Origin of the sequence: Streptomyces sp. NPDC001339, from assembly GCF_042895955.1 — a bacterium.
Classification (GTDB): domain Bacteria; phylum Actinomycetota; class Actinomycetes; order Streptomycetales; family Streptomycetaceae; genus Streptomyces.
The window spans coordinates 1,164,778-1,180,509 of sequence record NZ_JBIAWT010000001.1 but is presented as its reverse complement, the minus strand read 5'-3'; the positions used below and the strand labels follow the sequence as shown (position 1 = coordinate 1,180,509).

The window sequence follows — 15,732 nt, the reverse complement described above, 5'->3', positions numbered from 1 at the left end:
TTACTCGGGGTGCTGCTCGTGAGTCAGCCGGGGAACTTCCCGCCCTTAATGACAGAGACGAACGACGACCAAGCGCCAGTCTTGAAGGTGAGCGCGGGGCCGTTCGGGTCCTTGCTGTCACGGACGGGAACGATGCCGGTGATTCCCTCGCCGATCTCGATGCACTCGCCGCCGTTGGTGCTGCTGTAGCTGGACTTGCGCCAGCGGACTGGCAGTGTGCTTGCGCTGGTCATGCCTTTTTCAGTCCTTCCAGATGATCGCCAATGAGGGCGGCTGAGTCCTCCGGCGACAGGGCGTAACTCCTGAGGAGATCATAGGCGTGTGTTGCTGCTGTGACTTCTGTCGTGTCCAAGGCTGTCCGTCCTTGGGAGAAGGCGTCCACATACAGCACGTCATGCGGCGGCTTACGGTCGCCAGTCTTCGGGTCCTTCCCCTGGTCGAAGGTGAGCAGGGTGAACGGTCCGGCCAACCCTGGGTGTGCAGCGATGGTGTCCGGCACCACCTGAATGACAATCCGGGGTTCGTGGCTTGCCGTCAGGAGGCGTTCAAGCTGTTCTGCCATGACATCAGGGCCGCCGATTTTCCGGCGTAGCGCTTGCTCATCCACGATGAACCACGTACGCGGGGGTGCTGCCCGCTCGAATATTGCTTGGCGCGTCATGCGGGCGGCAACGAGATCATCCAAGTTGTCAGGTCGTACCGGGGCGAGCATGGCTCGCGCGTAGTTCTCTGTCTGCAATAAGCCAGGAATGACTTGGCTCTGAAACGATCGGATCGCTGAGGCTTCGCGCTCAAGTTCGATGTACGGCAGGAACCATGCCGGGTAGGCGTACCGGACTACAAGGGGGTAGAACTCGGCGAAGAAGTCAACCTCAAACGCCTCGTCGAGGTCGTGCGCCAAGTCGGCAGACGGTACCCGCTTCGCGTTTTCCACATAGCTGATCATGGCGCCGGTGGTGTGCGCCTCATTCGCTAACTCCGCCTGCGACCAGCCGCGTTCGGTGCGCAGCTTGAGCACTCGTGATCCGAAGAAGCCCAACAGGCTTATAGGTGGGGCGGGTTGTCCGTTGTCATCTTCCGTTGCCACAAGCGTGCGACCCCCTTGATGATCTTGGCTCTTAACTTCTGCGGAGTTAAGGCTCCGCCCCTGTTCAGCGTACGCCCGGCCCGGCACGGTGGAACCACTCAACAGGCTAACGAGAGAGCGCAACCATGGCAGTCCAGACGGCGTGGCAGACGGCGAGCGAAGTGCGTAAGCGACTGGACGACGCGCTCCGACGGGCGGGTTTCCACTTGGAGCCGTCGCTCGTGTCGGTGACCCGCAACGGGCCGGACCGAATCGCCCCGCCGAACCTGTCCTTGACGGATGCTGAGCGGCTGGCGGCGAAACTGGATGCTACGCCGGAGTCGGGGAGTCGACGGTGAGCGGATATCAGGAACGCGCGGTAGAGCTTCCCTGGCCGTACAGTCCCCAGGATCTCGACCCGGAGCCGGTAGAAGGCTGTGAACGGTGTGCAGCGCTGGCTGCGGAACGCTCACAGGCGCGCGAGCACGCGAAGTACGGGGTGTCGGTTATCGCCGGCATGAAGATCGCCGAACACCGGCGGTGGGGCTCCCACAACGAAACCCCCGAGACTCCCGGCCAGTCATGAGGCCGGGGATGCTCCCGGTCAAGGGAGCACCGAGCAAGTCGAGTTGAGAAGGGAGGGACAGACCATGACCGACCAGGAGTCGACTACGGCGCAGCCGGAGGTGAACCCGTTCACTCCACCGAGGGTGATCGATCTGGGGAACGCTGCTGCGCTCACACAGGGCAGCGACCAGAACAGCACGGAGTCGAAGCAGAGCCCGTATGACTGACCCAAGTGTGGCGGTCCCCATTTCGGGGACCGCCGCTCCGGTGATGCGGCAAGTGAGGTGCCAATGTGAGAGGTGCCAATGTGAACGGACTTCGGATGCGGTGGTTCGGCGGTTGCGCACCAGGTAAGCGCCCTGTTGCTCCGGTGGGCGCTCGCCTGGTGTGGCAAGACCCGCCATTGTGGACGGTCGGCGATGTCGTGCCCGGCCACCTGCGCACGCTCGAACAGTCGAATGCGAAATTGGCGGTGTTCGGACCTTGCTCTGCCACCGAACAGGACATGAAACGTGCTTTGTCCAGTCCTATGTTTGCCTCGGCTGCGGGGGCATGGGCGGGTTCTTATACGGCCGTGCGGGGCGGCCCGGGCGGCGCTGTCGAGGTGCTGGCGGACGCCACCGGCGCGAGCCCCGTCTACACGGTGGCGACTCCCGACGGGGAGGTATGGGGATCAAGCGCCTTTGCCCTTGGAGCATTGGCCGGGGGCGCTGTGGACACGGATTGGCTGGGGGCGTACCTCCGGGAGCGAAACGCGCCGGCTTCCGGGCTCAGCGCGTGGGTGGGTGTTCGGTCGGTCCCTCCGGGTCACGTCCTGAGGTGGAGCAGCGATGGTGGCGCACCCTCGCTTGCCGAGTGGTGGTCCCCGTCGGAACGGTCGACGGATGCCGCTATGGCTGCGCTGCGGTGGGCGCTGGGGGAGGGCGTTCGCGTACGGGTAGAAGGGGTCACCGCCACGTCGGACCTGGCGGGGATGGACTCGACCACGGTGACGCTGCTCGCCGCACGGCACGGGCAGGTCACGGGTGTCACGCTGCACCCGGTAGAAATCACGGACGGCGGAGACCTGGAATACGCCCAATCGCTCTGTGGGGAAAAGGTGTTGTGTATGCGCCTTCCGCTTACGGTGGGGCACCTTCCCTTCTCTGAATCATCTGTGCCCTTACCCGTTACGGATGAGCCGGCACCGTCGACCGCCGTGTGGGCGATGTTCTCTGAACAACTACGAGCCGTGGCCGCTGTGAGGTCAGGCTGCCACTTGACCGGTGACGGCGGGGACAACCTGTTCACGGTTCCGCCTACACACCTGGTGAACCTTTCCCGGCAAGGGCGACTGCTGCGGATGGTGGGAGACGCGATGGATTGGGCCCGGCTTCGTAAACAGAGCCCCCGACTGTTGATCGCGGCGGCGCTGCGCGGGGACGCTGGCCGCATAGGCCGTGCGGAACGCCCCCGCCCCGCTTGGCTCTCAGCGAATGTGCCGGATCCGGTAGGCACCGGCACCACGACTGATCCGAACGCCCTACTTGTTGCCTCCATTCGGGGCGTCGCACGTTCCGCCAAGTCGGAATTACAACTCGCCGACTCCTTGGGGGTTGCTCTGCATAATCCGTATTTCGACGGGGCGGTACTGGACGCGGTGGTTTCCGCTTGCGCCGAAGTTCGGTTTTCCGCGCGTCGCTACAAGCCTTTGCTGGCTGATGCATTCGCGGGTGTGCTCCCGAAGGCACACCGCGAGCGAGCGTCCAAGGGGGTGTTCGTCGGCGACTTCCACCAGGGGCTCCGGATCAACCTGCGGCGCCTTCTCACCCTCGCTGACGGACGCCTCGCGGCTAGGGGTTTGGTCAGCCCGGGACCACTGCGCGCTGCTATGCACGCGGCAGCCCTGGGGGCGCGGACGATATGGCCGCCACTGCTGTCCGCCATCGCGGCGGAATCGTGGTTAGAGGCGATCGACCGCAGCCCGCGCACTGAGTGGTGCACGCTGCCCTGGGCGGGTGCGCAATGAGCCGAAACAACACGGTGGCCGCGAAGGCCGCGCATGCCTGCGTGCTGATCGACTACGACACCGGCCGCACAGAGCTGCGCCCCGCGTCCGAGGCCGCCGCCGTGCTGGCCGCAAATGTCATTCTGCTGCGCGAAGTTGCCCCTTCGTGGGGGACCGTCGAACAACCGGCCGCACTGTCGCCCCTTCCATGTACGCCGTGGCGATGGCGGGTGGGGGCCGTCCCCGCCGTGTTGGTTACCACAACAGCATGGACGGTCGGCCGCCGTCGGCACCGGTTCTGGCGGCTCGTCCGGCTCGCATGCTTTGGCCGCGCTCTGCGACCCGCAACGGCGTATCAGGCTCGCTACGCTGTGTGCGCGGTCCGCTGGGCCACACGACGGATGCCGATGCGGTGGGCGTGCATGGAGGAATCGACATCGGCAGCTCTGCTGCTGGCGTTCGCGGGGCGCCGGGCGGAGTGGCGGCATGGCGTGGCCGTTGACCCTGTGCGACTGCACGCCTGGATTGCCGACCCGGAAGGCAACCCCGTTGAGGAGCCCGCCGATACCGCGCTCTATACCGCTACCTACACACCAGACGGGCCGGGCACCGCCCGGGACCGGCGGGAAGAAACACCGTGAGTGATCCACACATTCTCTTGACGGGCGAAAGGCTTGCCCTCGGGATGCCCCGGCAAGATTTGCTGCCGGAGTACCACCGATGGGAGAACGACGCGCGAACGATCCTGGGGTACGGCAACCAGTGGGCGCAGGCGTGGGAGGTGCGCGCGGCCGGGTACGAGCGACAGCGCGCGAACGACCGCTACCAGCAATTCGAGGTGGTGCAGCTCGAAGGGCAAACAGCCATCGGCATCACCGTGTTGCAGATCAACACGTTCGTGCGAACGGCTGAGTTCGTGATCGTGCTCGCCCCCGAGGCGCGAGGGAAGGGGTATGCCACCGAAGCAACCCGGCTCACTCTGGACTGGGCCTTCCACCTCGGTGCGTTGCGCATGGTGTGGCTGAAGGTTCTGGCGCCCAATCGGGCTGGGGTCGCCGCGTACCAGAAAGCCGGGTTTCGGGAGGTCGGGCACCTTCGGCAGTCGGGGTACTGGCTGGGGGAGCCCGTAGACGAAATCCTCATGGACGCCATCCCCGCCGACTTCCCGGGGCCGTCTGCCGTGACTGCCGCCATCGGCGACTGACTGGCAAAGAGAAGAACGCCCCCAGAGACCGATCACGGCTGTTCTGCGTCTGTCGCCTGACCGCCGCGAGCCGACCCGGGCGCGGCGGTCAGGCGTGTAGGCGGTCAGCTGCCGGTGAGGGCGCCGTATCCCTCGATCTCGTGCGGGCTGCGTGCCGCGGGCCCCACGTAGCGGGCCGACGGGCGGACCAGGCGGCCCGTGCGCTTCTGCTCCAGGATGTGGGCGCTCCAGCCCGCCGTCCGGGCGCAGGTGAACATGGAGGTGAACATGTGCGCCGGGACCTCCGCGAAGTCCAGGACGATGGCCGCCCAGAACTCGACGTTGGTGGCCAGTACGCGGTCCGGGCGGCGGTTGTGCAGCTCTTCCAGCGCGGCCTTCTCCAGGGCCTCGGCGACCTCGAAGCGCGGGGCGGCCAGCTCCTTGGCGGTGCGGCGCAGCACGCGCGCCCGCGGGTCCTCGGCGCGGTAGACGCGGTGGCCGAAGCCCATCAGGCGCTCGCCCTTGTCCAGGGCCTTGCGGACGTAGGCGGTGGCGTCGCCGGTGCGCTCGATCTCCTCGATCATGCCGAGGACGCGGGACGGCGCGCCGCCGTGCAGGGGGCCGGACATGGCGCCGACGGCGCCCGAGAGCGCGGCGGCGACATCGGCGCCCGTGGAGGCGATGACGCGGGCGGTGAAGGTGGAGGCGTTCATGCCGTGCTCGGCTGCCGACGTCCAGTACGCGTCGACGGCCTTGACGTGCTTGGGGTCGGGCTCGCCGCGCCAGCGCTTCATGAAGCGCTCCACCACGGTCTCCGCCTTGTCGATCTCCTTCTGCGGCACCATCGGCAGGCCCTGTCCGCGCGCCGACTGGGCGACGTACGACAGCGCCATCACCGCGGCCCGGGCGAGGTTGTCGCGGGCGGTCTCCTCGTCGATGTCCAGCAGCGGTTTCAGGCCCCATACGGGCGCGAGCATGGCGAGCGCGGACTGGACGTCGACCCGGATGTCACCGGAGTGGACGGGGATGGGGAACGGCTCGGCGGGCGGCAGGCCGGGGTTGAACGCGCCGTCGACCAGCAGTCCCCAGACGTTCCCGAAGGACACGTTCCCGACGAGGTCTTCGATGTCGACCCCGCGGTAGCGGAGCGCGCCGCCTTCCTTATCAGGTTCGGCGATCTCCGTCTCGAACGCGACGATTCCCTCGAGTCCGGGTACGAAGTCGGACATCAGGCGGCTCCTCAGAATGGGGACGGCATAGGGTCCGTGACCGGCTGCCGTGCGGTCGAGTGGTGTGCGGTGCCGACGCGGTTACGCGGCTGCGCCGGGCAGCTCGCGGTCCGTACCGGTCACCCCGGTGATGCCCCGCCAGGGCATGGGTCACGCGATGGGCCGTGCCCGCGGTGGGCCGGACGGCGGGCGGCGGATGCGGTGGTGCGTGCGGTGCGGTGCGGCGCTGTGTTGTGCTGTGCACCGTAGTGCTCATGAGTGCTCAGGCCGCGGACCGGACGGCACACGGTACCTGTACCCGTACCTGTCCCTATCCCTGTTCCTGTCAGGGCACCACAGTGGGTCGGCCATGATTCTGGCGGGTCCCTCCACCCGCGGGGAAGCGTGACATCCGGCACACCGGTCGTTTTGCCGACGGGAGGGTTACACCAGGTCGACGAGGGGCAGACTTTCGCACCAACCCGGCTGACCGGGCCGGTGCCGATGTTGCAAGATGAGGCCGTGCACCCAGCCGACGCGCCCCATACCGAGACCCCTGATCCCTCCACCATGCGCGCGCACTACCGCGCCGAGGGACTCGCCGAGTCCGACCTCGCGGCCAGCCCGTACGACCAGTTCGCGCGCTGGTTCAAGGACGCCACGGTGGCCGGTCTGCACGAGCCGAACGCCATGGTCGTCTCGACGGCGGACGCCGCCGGCCGGCCGAGTTCACGGACCGTGCTCCTCAAGGGGTTCGACGACCGCGGCTTTGTGTTCTTCACCAACTATCACAGCCGCAAAGGCCGTGAACTGACCGAAAACCCTCATATCTCGCTGCTGTTCCCCTGGCATCCGCTCTCCCGCCAGGTCGTGGTGACCGGCACCGCGGAGCGCATCGGGCGGGACGAGACCGCGGCGTACTTCCGTACCCGCCCGCACGGGTCCCAGCTGGGCGCCTGGGCCAGTGAGCAGTCGGCGCCCCTGTCGTCGCGCGAGGAACTGGAGCGCGCCTACGAGGAATTGGCGGCCCGTTACCCGGAAGGCGAGCAGGTGCCGGCGCCGCCGCACTGGGGCGGCTACCGGGTCACCGCCGAGACGGTCGAGTTCTGGCAGGGGCGGCTGAACCGTCTGCACGACCGGCTGCGGTACGTCCGCCGGACCGGGAGCGAGGCCGGGGGAGAGGTTGAGGGGGAGCTTGAGGGAGGGCTCGAGGGGGAGGCCGCGGTCGAGGGCGAGGCCGCGGTCGAGGGCGAGGCCGGGGGTGGTGCCGGGGGCGGTGCGGTGACCTGGCGGGTGGAGCGTCTGGCGCCCTGAGGGGTAACGGGCCGGGGGAGACGCCCGGCGGCCCCGTACGCGGCCGTACACGCAGACGACCCGCGGGCTGTTTCCTCCGCGCTCGGTGGCGCGAAGGGCCGGTCGGACGAACCGGCAGCCCGCGGGTCGGGTGACTGCGTGGGATTGGCCGGCTGCGCATCTGCAGTATGCGCTGGTCCGGCGCTGCACTTCGGTGAGCGACGGGCCGCTAGCCCGCAGCCACCTCACATGTCCGGTGCGAAATCATCGGCCGAACCACCTCCCTTCTTGTGTGCGCCACACACTAGGAAGCCGTCCGGAGCCGCACAACCGATTTTCCGGGAGCTCGGGGAACAACGATTTCCGCGAATCGGGTGTGGGGTGGGTCACGTTCCAGTTGAATGTGGCCAGGTGCAGCACGTACGGCCGCGTTCGTGAGGAGTGCCTGTGACTGCTTCGTCGGCTTCTTCAGGGCTTTCCGGTTCTTTCGGTCCTTCTGGTTCTTCCGATTCTTCCGGTTCTTCTGGGCTTTCCGGCTCATCGGTGCCGGCGCGCCGCGGCGGCGACCAGGCCGACGACTCCGGACTTCTCGCCGCTCTCCTGGACGGAATGGACGCCGCCCTGATGGCCTTCGCGGCGGACGGCACGGTCACCCACTGGAATCACGAGGCCGAGCGCATCCTGGGCTGGACCCCCGCCGAGGCCGTCGGCCGCACGGGGCTGTCCGGCTGGGCCGTCCGCAAGGAGGACGCCGGCGGCATCGAGGCGGCGCTCGCGGCCGCGATGCGCTCCCCGGGCCGCCAGGTCCACGAATTCGCCTTGCTGGCCAAGGGGGGCCACCGGGTGCTCGTCCGTACCCAGTCCTCCGCCGTCCGCGCCCCCGGCGGCCGGGTCGCGGGTGTGTACTGCGCCTTCAGCGAGGTGCACACCCAGCTGGACCTGGAGCGGTCCGTCGCGCTCAGCGAGGCGCTCTTCGAGGACGCCTCGTGGGGCGTGGTCCTGGTCGACGTGGACCTGCGGCCCGCCCTCGTCAACGGGCGTGCCGCCCGCACCCTGGGCGTACGCCGTACCGCCCTGCTGGGCCGCCCGCTGGGCGATCTGCTGGCGCAGGGCGCCGAGGAGCTGGAGTGCGTACTCCAGCACGTCCTCGCCGGGGGCGCGCCGCCGGCCGTCGCCGAGATGTGGGTGACGCTGCGCTCCGAGGAGGCCGGGCCGTCGCTACGGTGCTGGCGCGGCGGCTTCGTCCGGCTGGCCTCGCCGCTCGCGGAGGAGCCGGTACCGCTGGGCGTCGCCTGGCTCTTCCAGGACGTCACGGAGGCCAAGCGCACCGAGCGGGAGAACTCCCTGGTGCGCTTCCGGGCGCATCAGCTCCACCGGGCGGGCCGGGCGGCCGCGGAGTGCCCGGACCCGGCCGAGGCCGCCGCCGTCCACCTGGACTTCGCGCTGGCGGGCTTCGCCGACCACGGTCTGGTCGACCTGGCGGAGAAGTCCGCGCCGGCGCCGTACGGGGTGGTCGCGGAGGACGACACGTACGGCGACACGTACGGCGGTGCGGACGGTGATGGGGATGGGGGCATGTGCGGGGATGCGTACGGCGACACGTACCGCGATACGCATGGGGACGCGTACGGCGAGAGGTACGGCGATGCGTATGGCGTTACGTATGACGGCGGCGGGTGTGGTGGGGCGGCCGAGGGGGAGAGCGCCAGGGACGCGGGGGTGAGGGGGGCGGGCTGCGGTCTGGTGCGGAAGCTGGCCTCGCCGCCCGGTGAGCCCGGTGCGCCCGGTCCGTCCGAGGCGTTCTCGGCGACGACCGGCATGCCTGTGCCGTACGCACCGGGCCATCCGGCCTTCCAGGCCTACCGGCGGCGCGGCCCGGTGCGCAGCAGCGCGGGGCCCGCCCCGGCGGAGGGCTGGGCGGCGGCCCGTAACTGGCCGGACGGGACGGTGCACGGCCTGTGTGTGGTGCTGCGCAGCCGCGGCCGGACGCTCGGTGTACTGACCTTCCTGCGGTCGCCGGCGCGCCGCCGCTTCGACCGCGCGGACGCGGACTACGCGGAGGAGGTCGCGGCCCGGATCGCCGCGTGCCTGGATCTCGCGGGCGCGGCGCCGGCCTGACGGCGTGGCCTCGGCCTGACGGCGGGGTCTTACGTGTTCGGCCTGACGGCGCGGTCCTACGCGTGGTGCCTGCGACGCGGTCTCACGTGCGGTAGAAGATCCGGTCCGCGTACTCGCGCATCACCTGGGCGTTCCAGTCGTGTCCGCCGTCGACGTTGCCGGAGCGCAGCAGCGGCGGGTCGATGCCCCGCTCGGCGAGCGTACCGGCCGCCGTCGCCACCATGGCCTGCATGATCGCGCTGGTGACGACCGTGGAGGCGGGGCCGAACGGCGCGCCGATGCCCGGCAGCGTCAGCTCCGCGTCGCCGACCGGGATCCGGCTGTCCAGGACGAGATCGCAGTGGTCCTTGAGGTAGCTGCCCGAGGCGTGCCGGGACGTGGCGGCGTCCGCGTACGCGACCGAGGTGACGCCGATGACCTTGATGCCGAGGGCCCGGGCGTGCCTCGCCATCTCGACGGGCAGCGCGTTGCGCCCGGACAGCGAGATGATCACCAATGCGTCACCCGGCCGCAGCGGGCTGGTGTCCAGGACGGCGGCGGCCAGCCCGTCCACCCGCTCCAGTGCGCTGCCGAGCGTCGCGGGCCGTACGTCGACGCCGACCACGCCCGGGACGGACAGCAGATTCATGACGGCCAGACCGCCGGCGCGGTAGACGGTGTCCTGGGCGGGGAGAGAGGAGTGCCCGGCGCCGAAGGAGAAGACCCGGCCACCGGCCGCGACGGTGTCCGCGATCAGCCGTCCGGCCGCGGTGATCCGGTCGCCCTCCCCGTCGCGGACCTGGCGCAGCAGGTCGATCGCGGCGTCGAAGTACGTCCCGGCCAGCCGGTCGCTCCGGTCGCTGTCAGCCATGGCCGCGGGCCCCTCTCGTCGGATCACGTCGGATGTCGCCGCATGTGTGTCGCGTCTGCGGCGCATCTGCGTCGCCGCATCTACCTCGCATCGCGTCGGCGTCGCGTCTGCTCAGTGGCGCGGATCACGTTGCGGTCTGGACCGCCGCGCTGTCAATACAGCCGCCGGATGTCCACCGATCCGGCCGTCGAGCATGCGCTACCGGGGAGAGGAGGCACCCGTTGTCAGTGGAATGCGTCAGAATTGGATGCAGGGCCACCGCACCACACATCGAGGGGCAGCACGCATGTCCGGACTGATCGACACCACGGAGATGTATCTCCGCACCATCCTCGAACTGGAAGAGGAGGGTGTGGTGCCCATGCGCGCTCGCATTGCGGAGCGGCTCGAACAGAGCGGCCCGACGGTGAGCCAGACGGTCGCGCGCATGGAACGAGACGGACTCCTGACGGTCGCCGGCGACCGCCACCTGGAGCTGACGGAGGAAGGCCGACGGCTGGCCACGCGGGTGATGCGCAAGCACCGCCTCGCCGAGTGCCTGCTCGTCGACGTCATCGGGCTCGAGTGGGAGCAGGTGCACGCCGAGGCGTGCCGCTGGGAGCACGTGATGAGCGAGGCGGTCGAGCGCCGCGTCCTCGAACTGCTGCGGCATCCGACGGAGTCGCCGTACGGCAACCCCATTCCGGGGCTCGCGGAGCTGGGCGAGAAGTCCGAGGTCGACCCGTTCCTGGACGCCGGCATGGTCAGCCTGATGGAGCTGGACGCCGGCGCGGACGGCAAGACGGCCGTGGTGCGCCGCATCGGCGAGCCGATCCAGGCGGACGCCCAGCTGATGTACACGCTGCGGCGGGCCGGTGTGCAGCCGGGCGCGGTGGTGAGCGTGACGGAGTCGCCGGGCGGGGTGCTGGTCGGCAGCAGCGGTGAGGCCGCGGAGCTGGACTCCGAGATCGCCTCGCATGTGTTCGTCGCCAAGCGCTGACCGCCGCCCCGCCGCCGTTTCGCGCTCGTCGTAGCGCTTCCGCGAGCCCGCTGAGCTGTGCCGACGCGCTGCTGGGCGGGCTCGGTACGTGTTTGTCCGTTGAACGGACTTGTGCGAATCCGTGCGGTACGGCCGGTCTCGTGACACGCTGACGCATGGCCATGCGTCGGCCTGTCCTTGCCAGGGAGGGGGCTCGGATGCATCCACGGACCGTGGTGACACTCAGGGCCCCGGCGCTGCGAGCAGCCGGGGCCCTGCCTCCCCATGTCCCCCGCCCCAGACCCGGAGCCCCGAGCTCTCAGGGTCTTCCCCCACAGGCCCCCTTCCCGGTAGGGCCCGCCTCCCGGCAGATGTCTCCCCGTGGTGAGCGTGGTCAATCCCTGAGCGAGGTCACTCGAACGAGGGGTGTTGCGTGCCAGAACGGTGCGTTCGAATAGAGGTTCGATAGTGTGGGCGTGCTCGCGGGACGATTGGGGGTGCCAGGACATATGGTGCGGCGCATCGATGTGACGGGGGCCGGCGGCGTGCGACTCGCCGCCTGGGAATTCACTGATCCGCCCAAGACCGGCGGCGGGCTGGACGGGGGCGAGCAGCGGCCGGGCGTGCTGCTGCTCCATGGTCTGATGGGGCGTGCCGCGCACTGGGCCGACACCGCCCGCCGGCTGAGTCCCCGTCACCGCCCGGTCGCCCTGGACCAGCGCGGCCACGGCCGTAGCGAGAAGCCCGTGGACGGGCCGTACGACCGCGAGGCGTATGTCGAGGACGCCATCGCCGCCATCGAGCAGCTCGGCCTCGCCCCGGTCGCCCTCGTCGGGCACGCCATGGGAGCCCTGACGGCGTGGCAGCTGGCGGCCCGGCGCCCGGATCTGGTCAGTGCGCTGGTCATCTGCGATATGCGGGCCTCCGCGCTGGGCGCGGCCTCGCAGCGCGAATGGACCGAGTGGTTCCGATCCTGGCCGGTGCCCTTCGCCACCCTCGCGGACGTCCGCAAGTGGTTCGGCGAGGACGACCCGGTGCTGGAACGGCCCCGGCCGGCCCGCGGCGAGTTCTTCGCCGAGGTGATGGCCGAGCGTGCCGACGGCTGGCGCCCGGTCTTCTCCCGCCGGCAGATGCTCACCGCCCGCGAGACCTGGGTCCACGACGCCCATTGGGAAGAGCTCGCCCAGGTGACCTGCCCAGCCCTGGTCATCCGAGGCCTCGATGCCGAACTGGGCCGCGCCGAGGCGCAGGAGATGGTCCGCGTCCTCCCACGCGGCACCTACGCCGAAATCCCCGACGCGGGCCATCTGCTCCCTTGGGAGCAGCCGGAGGCGTGGTGCGGGGCGGTGGAGGGGTTCCTCTCCTAAAAATCGCCGGTCCGCCAGTCCGCTGCGCTTGGCTGGCTTCCCACGTTTTTGGCTGCGGCGCCGTACCTTCCGTTTCGCCGTTGCGCCCGTCGCGGCGCCCCGTTTGTTCTTGGCTGTCCCGCCGTTGCGCCTGGCGGCGGGCTGTTGCCGCTGCGCGGGGCTGTACGTCACGGGTGCGCCCCTCCGAACTTCGTTCTGCGGTGCGCCCCCTCCCGTGGGTGGGTGGAAGAAGACCGGTGGGGGTGTACGTAAGCGATCACCTGCGCGTAGTGGACCACTTGCGTACACCCCCACTCACCGTTTTTTCTCCCACTCCCGGGAGGGGCCGCTCCGCAGGACGAAGTCCGGAGGAGCGGACCCGCGCCCGACCAACCCACGCCCGCCGCAGGCGTAACGGCGAAACGGAAGGTACGGTGCCGCAGACGACAACGTGGGAAGCAAGCCAAGCGCAGCTATTGGCTAACGGCGGTGAGGATCTCCGGCAAGCGCCGCACCGCCCGCGGAGCGGCCACGCGGAAGCCCAGTTCGGCGATGCCGGTGCCGTAGAGCACGCCGGCCGGCAGGAGTACCCACAGCAGACTGTGCAGGCCGGCGACGTGCAGCCAGATGGTCAGGGCGATCAGCGGCGCGCACAGGACCCCGGCCGTCACGACGCCGCCGAGGAGGCTGAACCAGGCGATGGCGGCCTGGCCCGGGGCGACGTTCTTGTTGCCTTCCGAGGGTATGGAGTAGGGGAAGAGCGTGGACGCCAGCGCGCCGGTGGCTATCAGGGCGCCGAGCGCGGCCAGCGACAGCCCGTACACCTCGACGAAGGCCGACCACGGACCGACCAGCGCCGCGAAGCCGATCACGACCAGCGTCACATACGGGACGCCCACCAGCGCCAGCGCCGCCGCCCGGCCGCGCAGCTCCCGGTAGGCGTCGCGGGGCGTGGCGATCGACGAGGCGACCATCCAGAACGCCGAGGTGTCCTGCCCGAACTGGTTGTACATCTGCATACCGAGCAGTGCGGACGCGGAGAACGTCGTGTACATGCTGCCGTTGCCCTGCACGGACGTGACGACCGGCAGCAGCAGGCCGAGACCCAGCGCGCTCGCCCAGGACATCTTCGACTTCGGGTCTCGCCAGGCGTAGCGCAGCGTACGGAGCATGACCGTGCCCGTACGGCCGCGCGGCAGCAGGCGTGCGAGCCCCCGCTCGCCGGTGCCGGACCGGCGGGCGCTGTCCTTCTCCACCGCCTGGAGGGTGGAGGAGTCCGGCGAGGTCATCAGCGTGGTCAGCGTGCGCCGCCACCACCACAGCAGCAGCGCCAGTGCCAGCGCCGTCAGCCCCAGTCCGGCCAGCGCCCGCCCGTACGCGCCCTGACCGGCGTGCTCGACGGCGCTGATCGCGGAGGCCGGCGGCACCCAGCGCAGCACGTCCCCCAGCGGTTCCAGTACGGCCAGACCGTCCGGGCGGCCCAGCCGCTGGGCGGCGATGTTGACGCCCTGTGCGCCGAGCGCGATGAACAGCCCGCTCAGCACGGCGAGATCGCGGCCGCGTCGGCTGGTCAGCAGCCGTACCGCGGCGGTGGCCACCGCGCGCGCCAGCGCGACACAGACCAGTACCACCAGGACGACGGCCGCCACGCCGGTGACCGCGGCGGCCGGCCCATGGGCGACCGCGATGACCGAGCCGGCCACCAGCGCGACGGTGACGACCGGGCCGATACCGACGAGCGAGGCCACCAGCAGGGAGACGACCAGCGGCCGTGGCCGCAGCGGCAGCATGACCAGCCGGGTCGGGTCCAGCGTCTCGTCGCCCCCGGGGGAGAACAGCGGCATCACCGCCCAGCCCAGTGTGAGGATCCCCGTGAGCAGGACGGCCAGCGCGCCCACATGGGCGGTGCCGCGCAGCGCCGTCAGCCCCAGTACGGCGCCGGCGGCGAACAGCAGGCCGACGGCGATGGAGGCGATGTACGCGAGGGTGCGCCCGGTGGACTGGCGCAGTCCGTTGCGCAGCAGGGACAGCTTCAGCCGTATGAAGACGGAGGTCAGGGACGGTGCGGCGGCCGGGCGCGAGGCCACTGCGGTGGATTCGGGCGTCACGGATTCGGTGCTCATCGTGCGCCGCCACCGCCCAGCCAGTCCAGGTCGTGCGCCGTGCCCCGGTCGTTCGCGCCGACCAGTTCCAGAAAGGCGTCCTGCAGGGAGGGCGCGGCGCCGCGGACTTCGGCGAGCGGGCCCTGGGCGCGGATCCGGCCGGCGGCCATCACCGCGACCCAGTCGCAGAGCGACTCGACCAGTTCCATCACGTGGCTGGAGAAGATGACGGTCGCGCCGGAGGCGGTGTAGCGCTCCAGTACGCCGCGGATGGTCTGTGCCGATACCGGGTCGACGCCTTCGAAGGGCTCGTCGAGGAAGAGGATCTCGGGGTTGTGCAGCAGCGCCGCGGCGAGGCCGATCTTCTTGCGCATTCCGGTGGAGTAGTCCACGACCAGTTTGTGCTGGGAGCCGGCCAGGTCGAGGACGTCCAGCAGCTGGCCGGCCCGTTTGTCGACTTCTTCGCCGGGCAGGCCGCGCAACCGTCCTATGTAGCCGAGGAGTTCGCGTCCGGAGAGGCGCTCGAAGAGCCGCAGTCCTTCGGGCAGCACTCCGATCCGGGACTTGACGGCGACCGGGTCCTGCCAGACGTCGTGTCCGCCGATCTCGACCAGTCCGGAGTCCGGGCGCAGCAGGCCGGTCACCATGGAGAGGGTGGTGGTCTTGCCGGCGCCGTTGGGGCCGACCAGCCCGATGAAGCGGCCCGCGGGCAGCGTCAGGTCGATGCCGTGGACGGCTATCTGCTCGCCGAACTTCTTCCACAGGCCCTGGATGCGTACGGCGGGCTGGCCGTCCGAAGCGGCGGCCGCCGCGTGCTGTGGCGGTGCCGCGGCGGCCTGCCTGTCGATGTGCCCTGGATCGCTGGTCACTGGTCCTGCCCTCCGACGTCCCCGCAGAGGCCGGCCTGGCCCCCGTCCGGCAATCCACGATACGAGGAGCCGCTGACAGCGACCGAGGGCGGTCGGAGGGGAGCAGTGGGCAGTGAGCAGTGGGCGGGGCAGGCGCCGATGAGGCGCCCGGGCCCCGGGGAGGTCCGCCGGTGGGGCGCGGCCCG

The 15,732-nt window shown here is 70.0% G+C and carries 15 protein-coding genes; 9 read left to right on the top strand and 6 right to left on the bottom strand.

Annotated features, from left to right (window positions below; translation table 11 throughout):
• Nucleotides 1–23 precede the first annotated feature (23 nt).
• Together ACFY12_RS05025 and ACFY12_RS05020 are read right to left on the bottom strand one after the other, a co-directional pair.
• Nucleotides 24–233, bottom strand: a complete 210-nt coding sequence (locus ACFY12_RS05025) for a DUF397 domain-containing protein (protein WP_390714286.1) — start codon at nt 231–233, stop codon at nt 24–26.
• On the bottom strand, nt 230–1,087 hold the full coding sequence (locus tag ACFY12_RS05020; protein WP_390714285.1) for a Scr1 family TA system antitoxin-like transcriptional regulator: 858 nt from the start codon (nt 1,085–1,087) through the stop codon (nt 230–232). Before ACFY12_RS05020 ends, ACFY12_RS05025 begins: the two co-directional genes overlap by 4 nt.
• 334 nt (nt 1,088–1,421) lie before the next feature.
• On the opposite strand from ACFY12_RS05020, the gene ACFY12_RS05015 reads away from it, so the two are divergent.
• The 5 genes from ACFY12_RS05015 (at nt 1,422) to ACFY12_RS04995 (ending at nt 4,824) form a co-directional block, all read left to right on the top strand.
• Nucleotides 1,422–1,652 carry a hypothetical protein gene (locus ACFY12_RS05015; protein WP_390714284.1) on the top strand — a complete coding sequence of 77 codons (231 nt, stop codon included), beginning with the start codon at nt 1,422–1,424 and terminating at the stop codon, nt 1,650–1,652.
• A gap of 64 nt (nt 1,653–1,716) precedes the next feature.
• The gene (locus ACFY12_RS05010) at nt 1,717–1,860 is read left to right on the top strand and encodes an albusnodin family lasso peptide (RefSeq protein WP_390714283.1); all 144 of its coding nucleotides are present in this window, start codon (nt 1,717–1,719) and stop codon (nt 1,858–1,860) included.
• A 95-nt stretch (nt 1,861–1,955) separates the two neighbouring features.
• A complete protein-coding gene (locus ACFY12_RS05005; RefSeq protein WP_390714386.1) occupies nt 1,956–3,641 on the top strand; it encodes an albusnodin/ikarugamycin family macrolactam cyclase in 1,686 nt (561 codons plus the stop codon).
• A complete protein-coding gene (locus ACFY12_RS05000) occupies nt 3,638–4,261 on the top strand; it encodes a lasso peptide biosynthesis B2 protein (RefSeq protein ID WP_390714282.1) in 624 nt (207 codons plus the stop codon). The genes ACFY12_RS05005 and ACFY12_RS05000 overlap by 4 nt, the downstream gene beginning before the upstream one ends.
• A complete protein-coding gene (locus ACFY12_RS04995) occupies nt 4,258–4,824 on the top strand; it encodes a GNAT family N-acetyltransferase (RefSeq protein ID WP_390714281.1) in 567 nt (188 codons plus the stop codon). Before ACFY12_RS05000 ends, ACFY12_RS04995 begins: the two co-directional genes overlap by 4 nt.
• Nucleotides 4,825–4,928: 104 nt before the next feature.
• Here the strand turns inward: ACFY12_RS04995 and ACFY12_RS04990 are convergent, their stop codons facing one another.
• Nucleotides 4,929–6,032 (bottom strand): citrate synthase 2, encoded by a 1,104-nt coding sequence (locus ACFY12_RS04990; RefSeq protein ID WP_390714280.1) that lies wholly within the window; start codon nt 6,030–6,032, stop codon nt 4,929–4,931.
• Nucleotides 6,033–6,515: 483 nt separating this feature from the next.
• Here ACFY12_RS04990 and pdxH point away from each other — a divergent pair, with 483 nt between their 5' ends.
• Complete coding sequence (pdxH, locus tag ACFY12_RS04985) at nt 6,516–7,325, top strand: pyridoxamine 5'-phosphate oxidase (RefSeq protein WP_390714279.1); 810 nt, start codon at nt 6,516–6,518, stop codon at nt 7,323–7,325.
• Nucleotides 7,326–7,913: 588 nt separating this feature from the next.
• On the top strand, nt 7,914–9,422 hold the full coding sequence (locus tag ACFY12_RS04980; protein WP_390714385.1) for a PAS domain-containing protein: 1,509 nt from the start codon (nt 7,914–7,916) through the stop codon (nt 9,420–9,422).
• Between the two features lie 82 nt (nt 9,423–9,504).
• Here ACFY12_RS04980 and ACFY12_RS04975 read toward each other — a convergent pair whose 3' ends face one another.
• Complete coding sequence (locus tag ACFY12_RS04975; protein ID WP_390714278.1) at nt 9,505–10,272, bottom strand: SIS domain-containing protein; 768 nt, start codon at nt 10,270–10,272, stop codon at nt 9,505–9,507.
• A gap of 286 nt (nt 10,273–10,558) precedes the next feature.
• Here ACFY12_RS04975 and ACFY12_RS04970 point away from each other — a divergent pair, with 286 nt between their 5' ends.
• Nucleotides 10,559–11,251, top strand: a complete 693-nt coding sequence (locus ACFY12_RS04970; RefSeq protein ID WP_066925553.1) for a metal-dependent transcriptional regulator — start codon at nt 10,559–10,561, stop codon at nt 11,249–11,251.
• 488 nt (nt 11,252–11,739) lie between these two features.
• Complete coding sequence (locus ACFY12_RS04965) at nt 11,740–12,597, top strand: alpha/beta fold hydrolase (protein ID WP_390714277.1); 858 nt, start codon at nt 11,740–11,742, stop codon at nt 12,595–12,597.
• 452 nt (nt 12,598–13,049) lie between these two features.
• Here ACFY12_RS04965 and ACFY12_RS04960 read toward each other — a convergent pair whose 3' ends face one another.
• Nucleotides 13,050–14,699, bottom strand: coding sequence for a transporter (locus tag ACFY12_RS04960; RefSeq protein WP_390714276.1), 1,650 nt, complete (start codon nt 14,697–14,699; stop codon nt 13,050–13,052).
• Nucleotides 14,696–15,526 (bottom strand): ABC transporter ATP-binding protein, encoded by an 831-nt coding sequence (locus ACFY12_RS04955; protein ID WP_390714384.1) that lies wholly within the window; start codon nt 15,524–15,526, stop codon nt 14,696–14,698. Before ACFY12_RS04955 ends, ACFY12_RS04960 begins: the two co-directional genes overlap by 4 nt.
• Nucleotides 15,527–15,732 lie beyond the last annotated feature (206 nt).

Bases quoted from the DNA above. Each gene is read 5' to 3' on its own strand.
- ACFY12_RS04965 (WP_390714277.1), top strand. From the start codon at position 11,740: ATGGTGCGGCGCATCGATGTGACGGGGGCCGGCGGCGTGCGACTCGCC.
- ACFY12_RS05025 (WP_390714286.1), bottom strand. From the start codon at position 233: ATGACCAGCGCAAGCACACTGCCAGTCCGCTGGCGCAAGTCCAGCTAC.
- pdxH (WP_390714279.1), top strand. From the start codon at position 6,516: ATGTTGCAAGATGAGGCCGTGCACCCAGCCGACGCGCCCCATACCGAG.
- ACFY12_RS04975 (WP_390714278.1), bottom strand. From the start codon at position 10,272: ATGGCTGACAGCGACCGGAGCGACCGGCTGGCCGGGACGTACTTCGAC.
- ACFY12_RS04960 (WP_390714276.1), bottom strand. From the start codon at position 14,699: ATGAGCACCGAATCCGTGACGCCCGAATCCACCGCAGTGGCCTCGCGC.
- ACFY12_RS05000 (WP_390714282.1), top strand. From the start codon at position 3,638: ATGAGCCGAAACAACACGGTGGCCGCGAAGGCCGCGCATGCCTGCGTG.
- ACFY12_RS05010 (WP_390714283.1), top strand. From the start codon at position 1,717: ATGACCGACCAGGAGTCGACTACGGCGCAGCCGGAGGTGAACCCGTTC.
- ACFY12_RS04990 (WP_390714280.1), bottom strand. From the start codon at position 6,032: ATGTCCGACTTCGTACCCGGACTCGAGGGAATCGTCGCGTTCGAGACG.
- ACFY12_RS04980 (WP_390714385.1), top strand. From the start codon at position 7,914: ATGGACGCCGCCCTGATGGCCTTCGCGGCGGACGGCACGGTCACCCAC.
- ACFY12_RS05005 (WP_390714386.1), top strand. From the start codon at position 1,956: ATGCGGTGGTTCGGCGGTTGCGCACCAGGTAAGCGCCCTGTTGCTCCG.
- ACFY12_RS04970 (WP_066925553.1), top strand. From the start codon at position 10,559: ATGTCCGGACTGATCGACACCACGGAGATGTATCTCCGCACCATCCTC.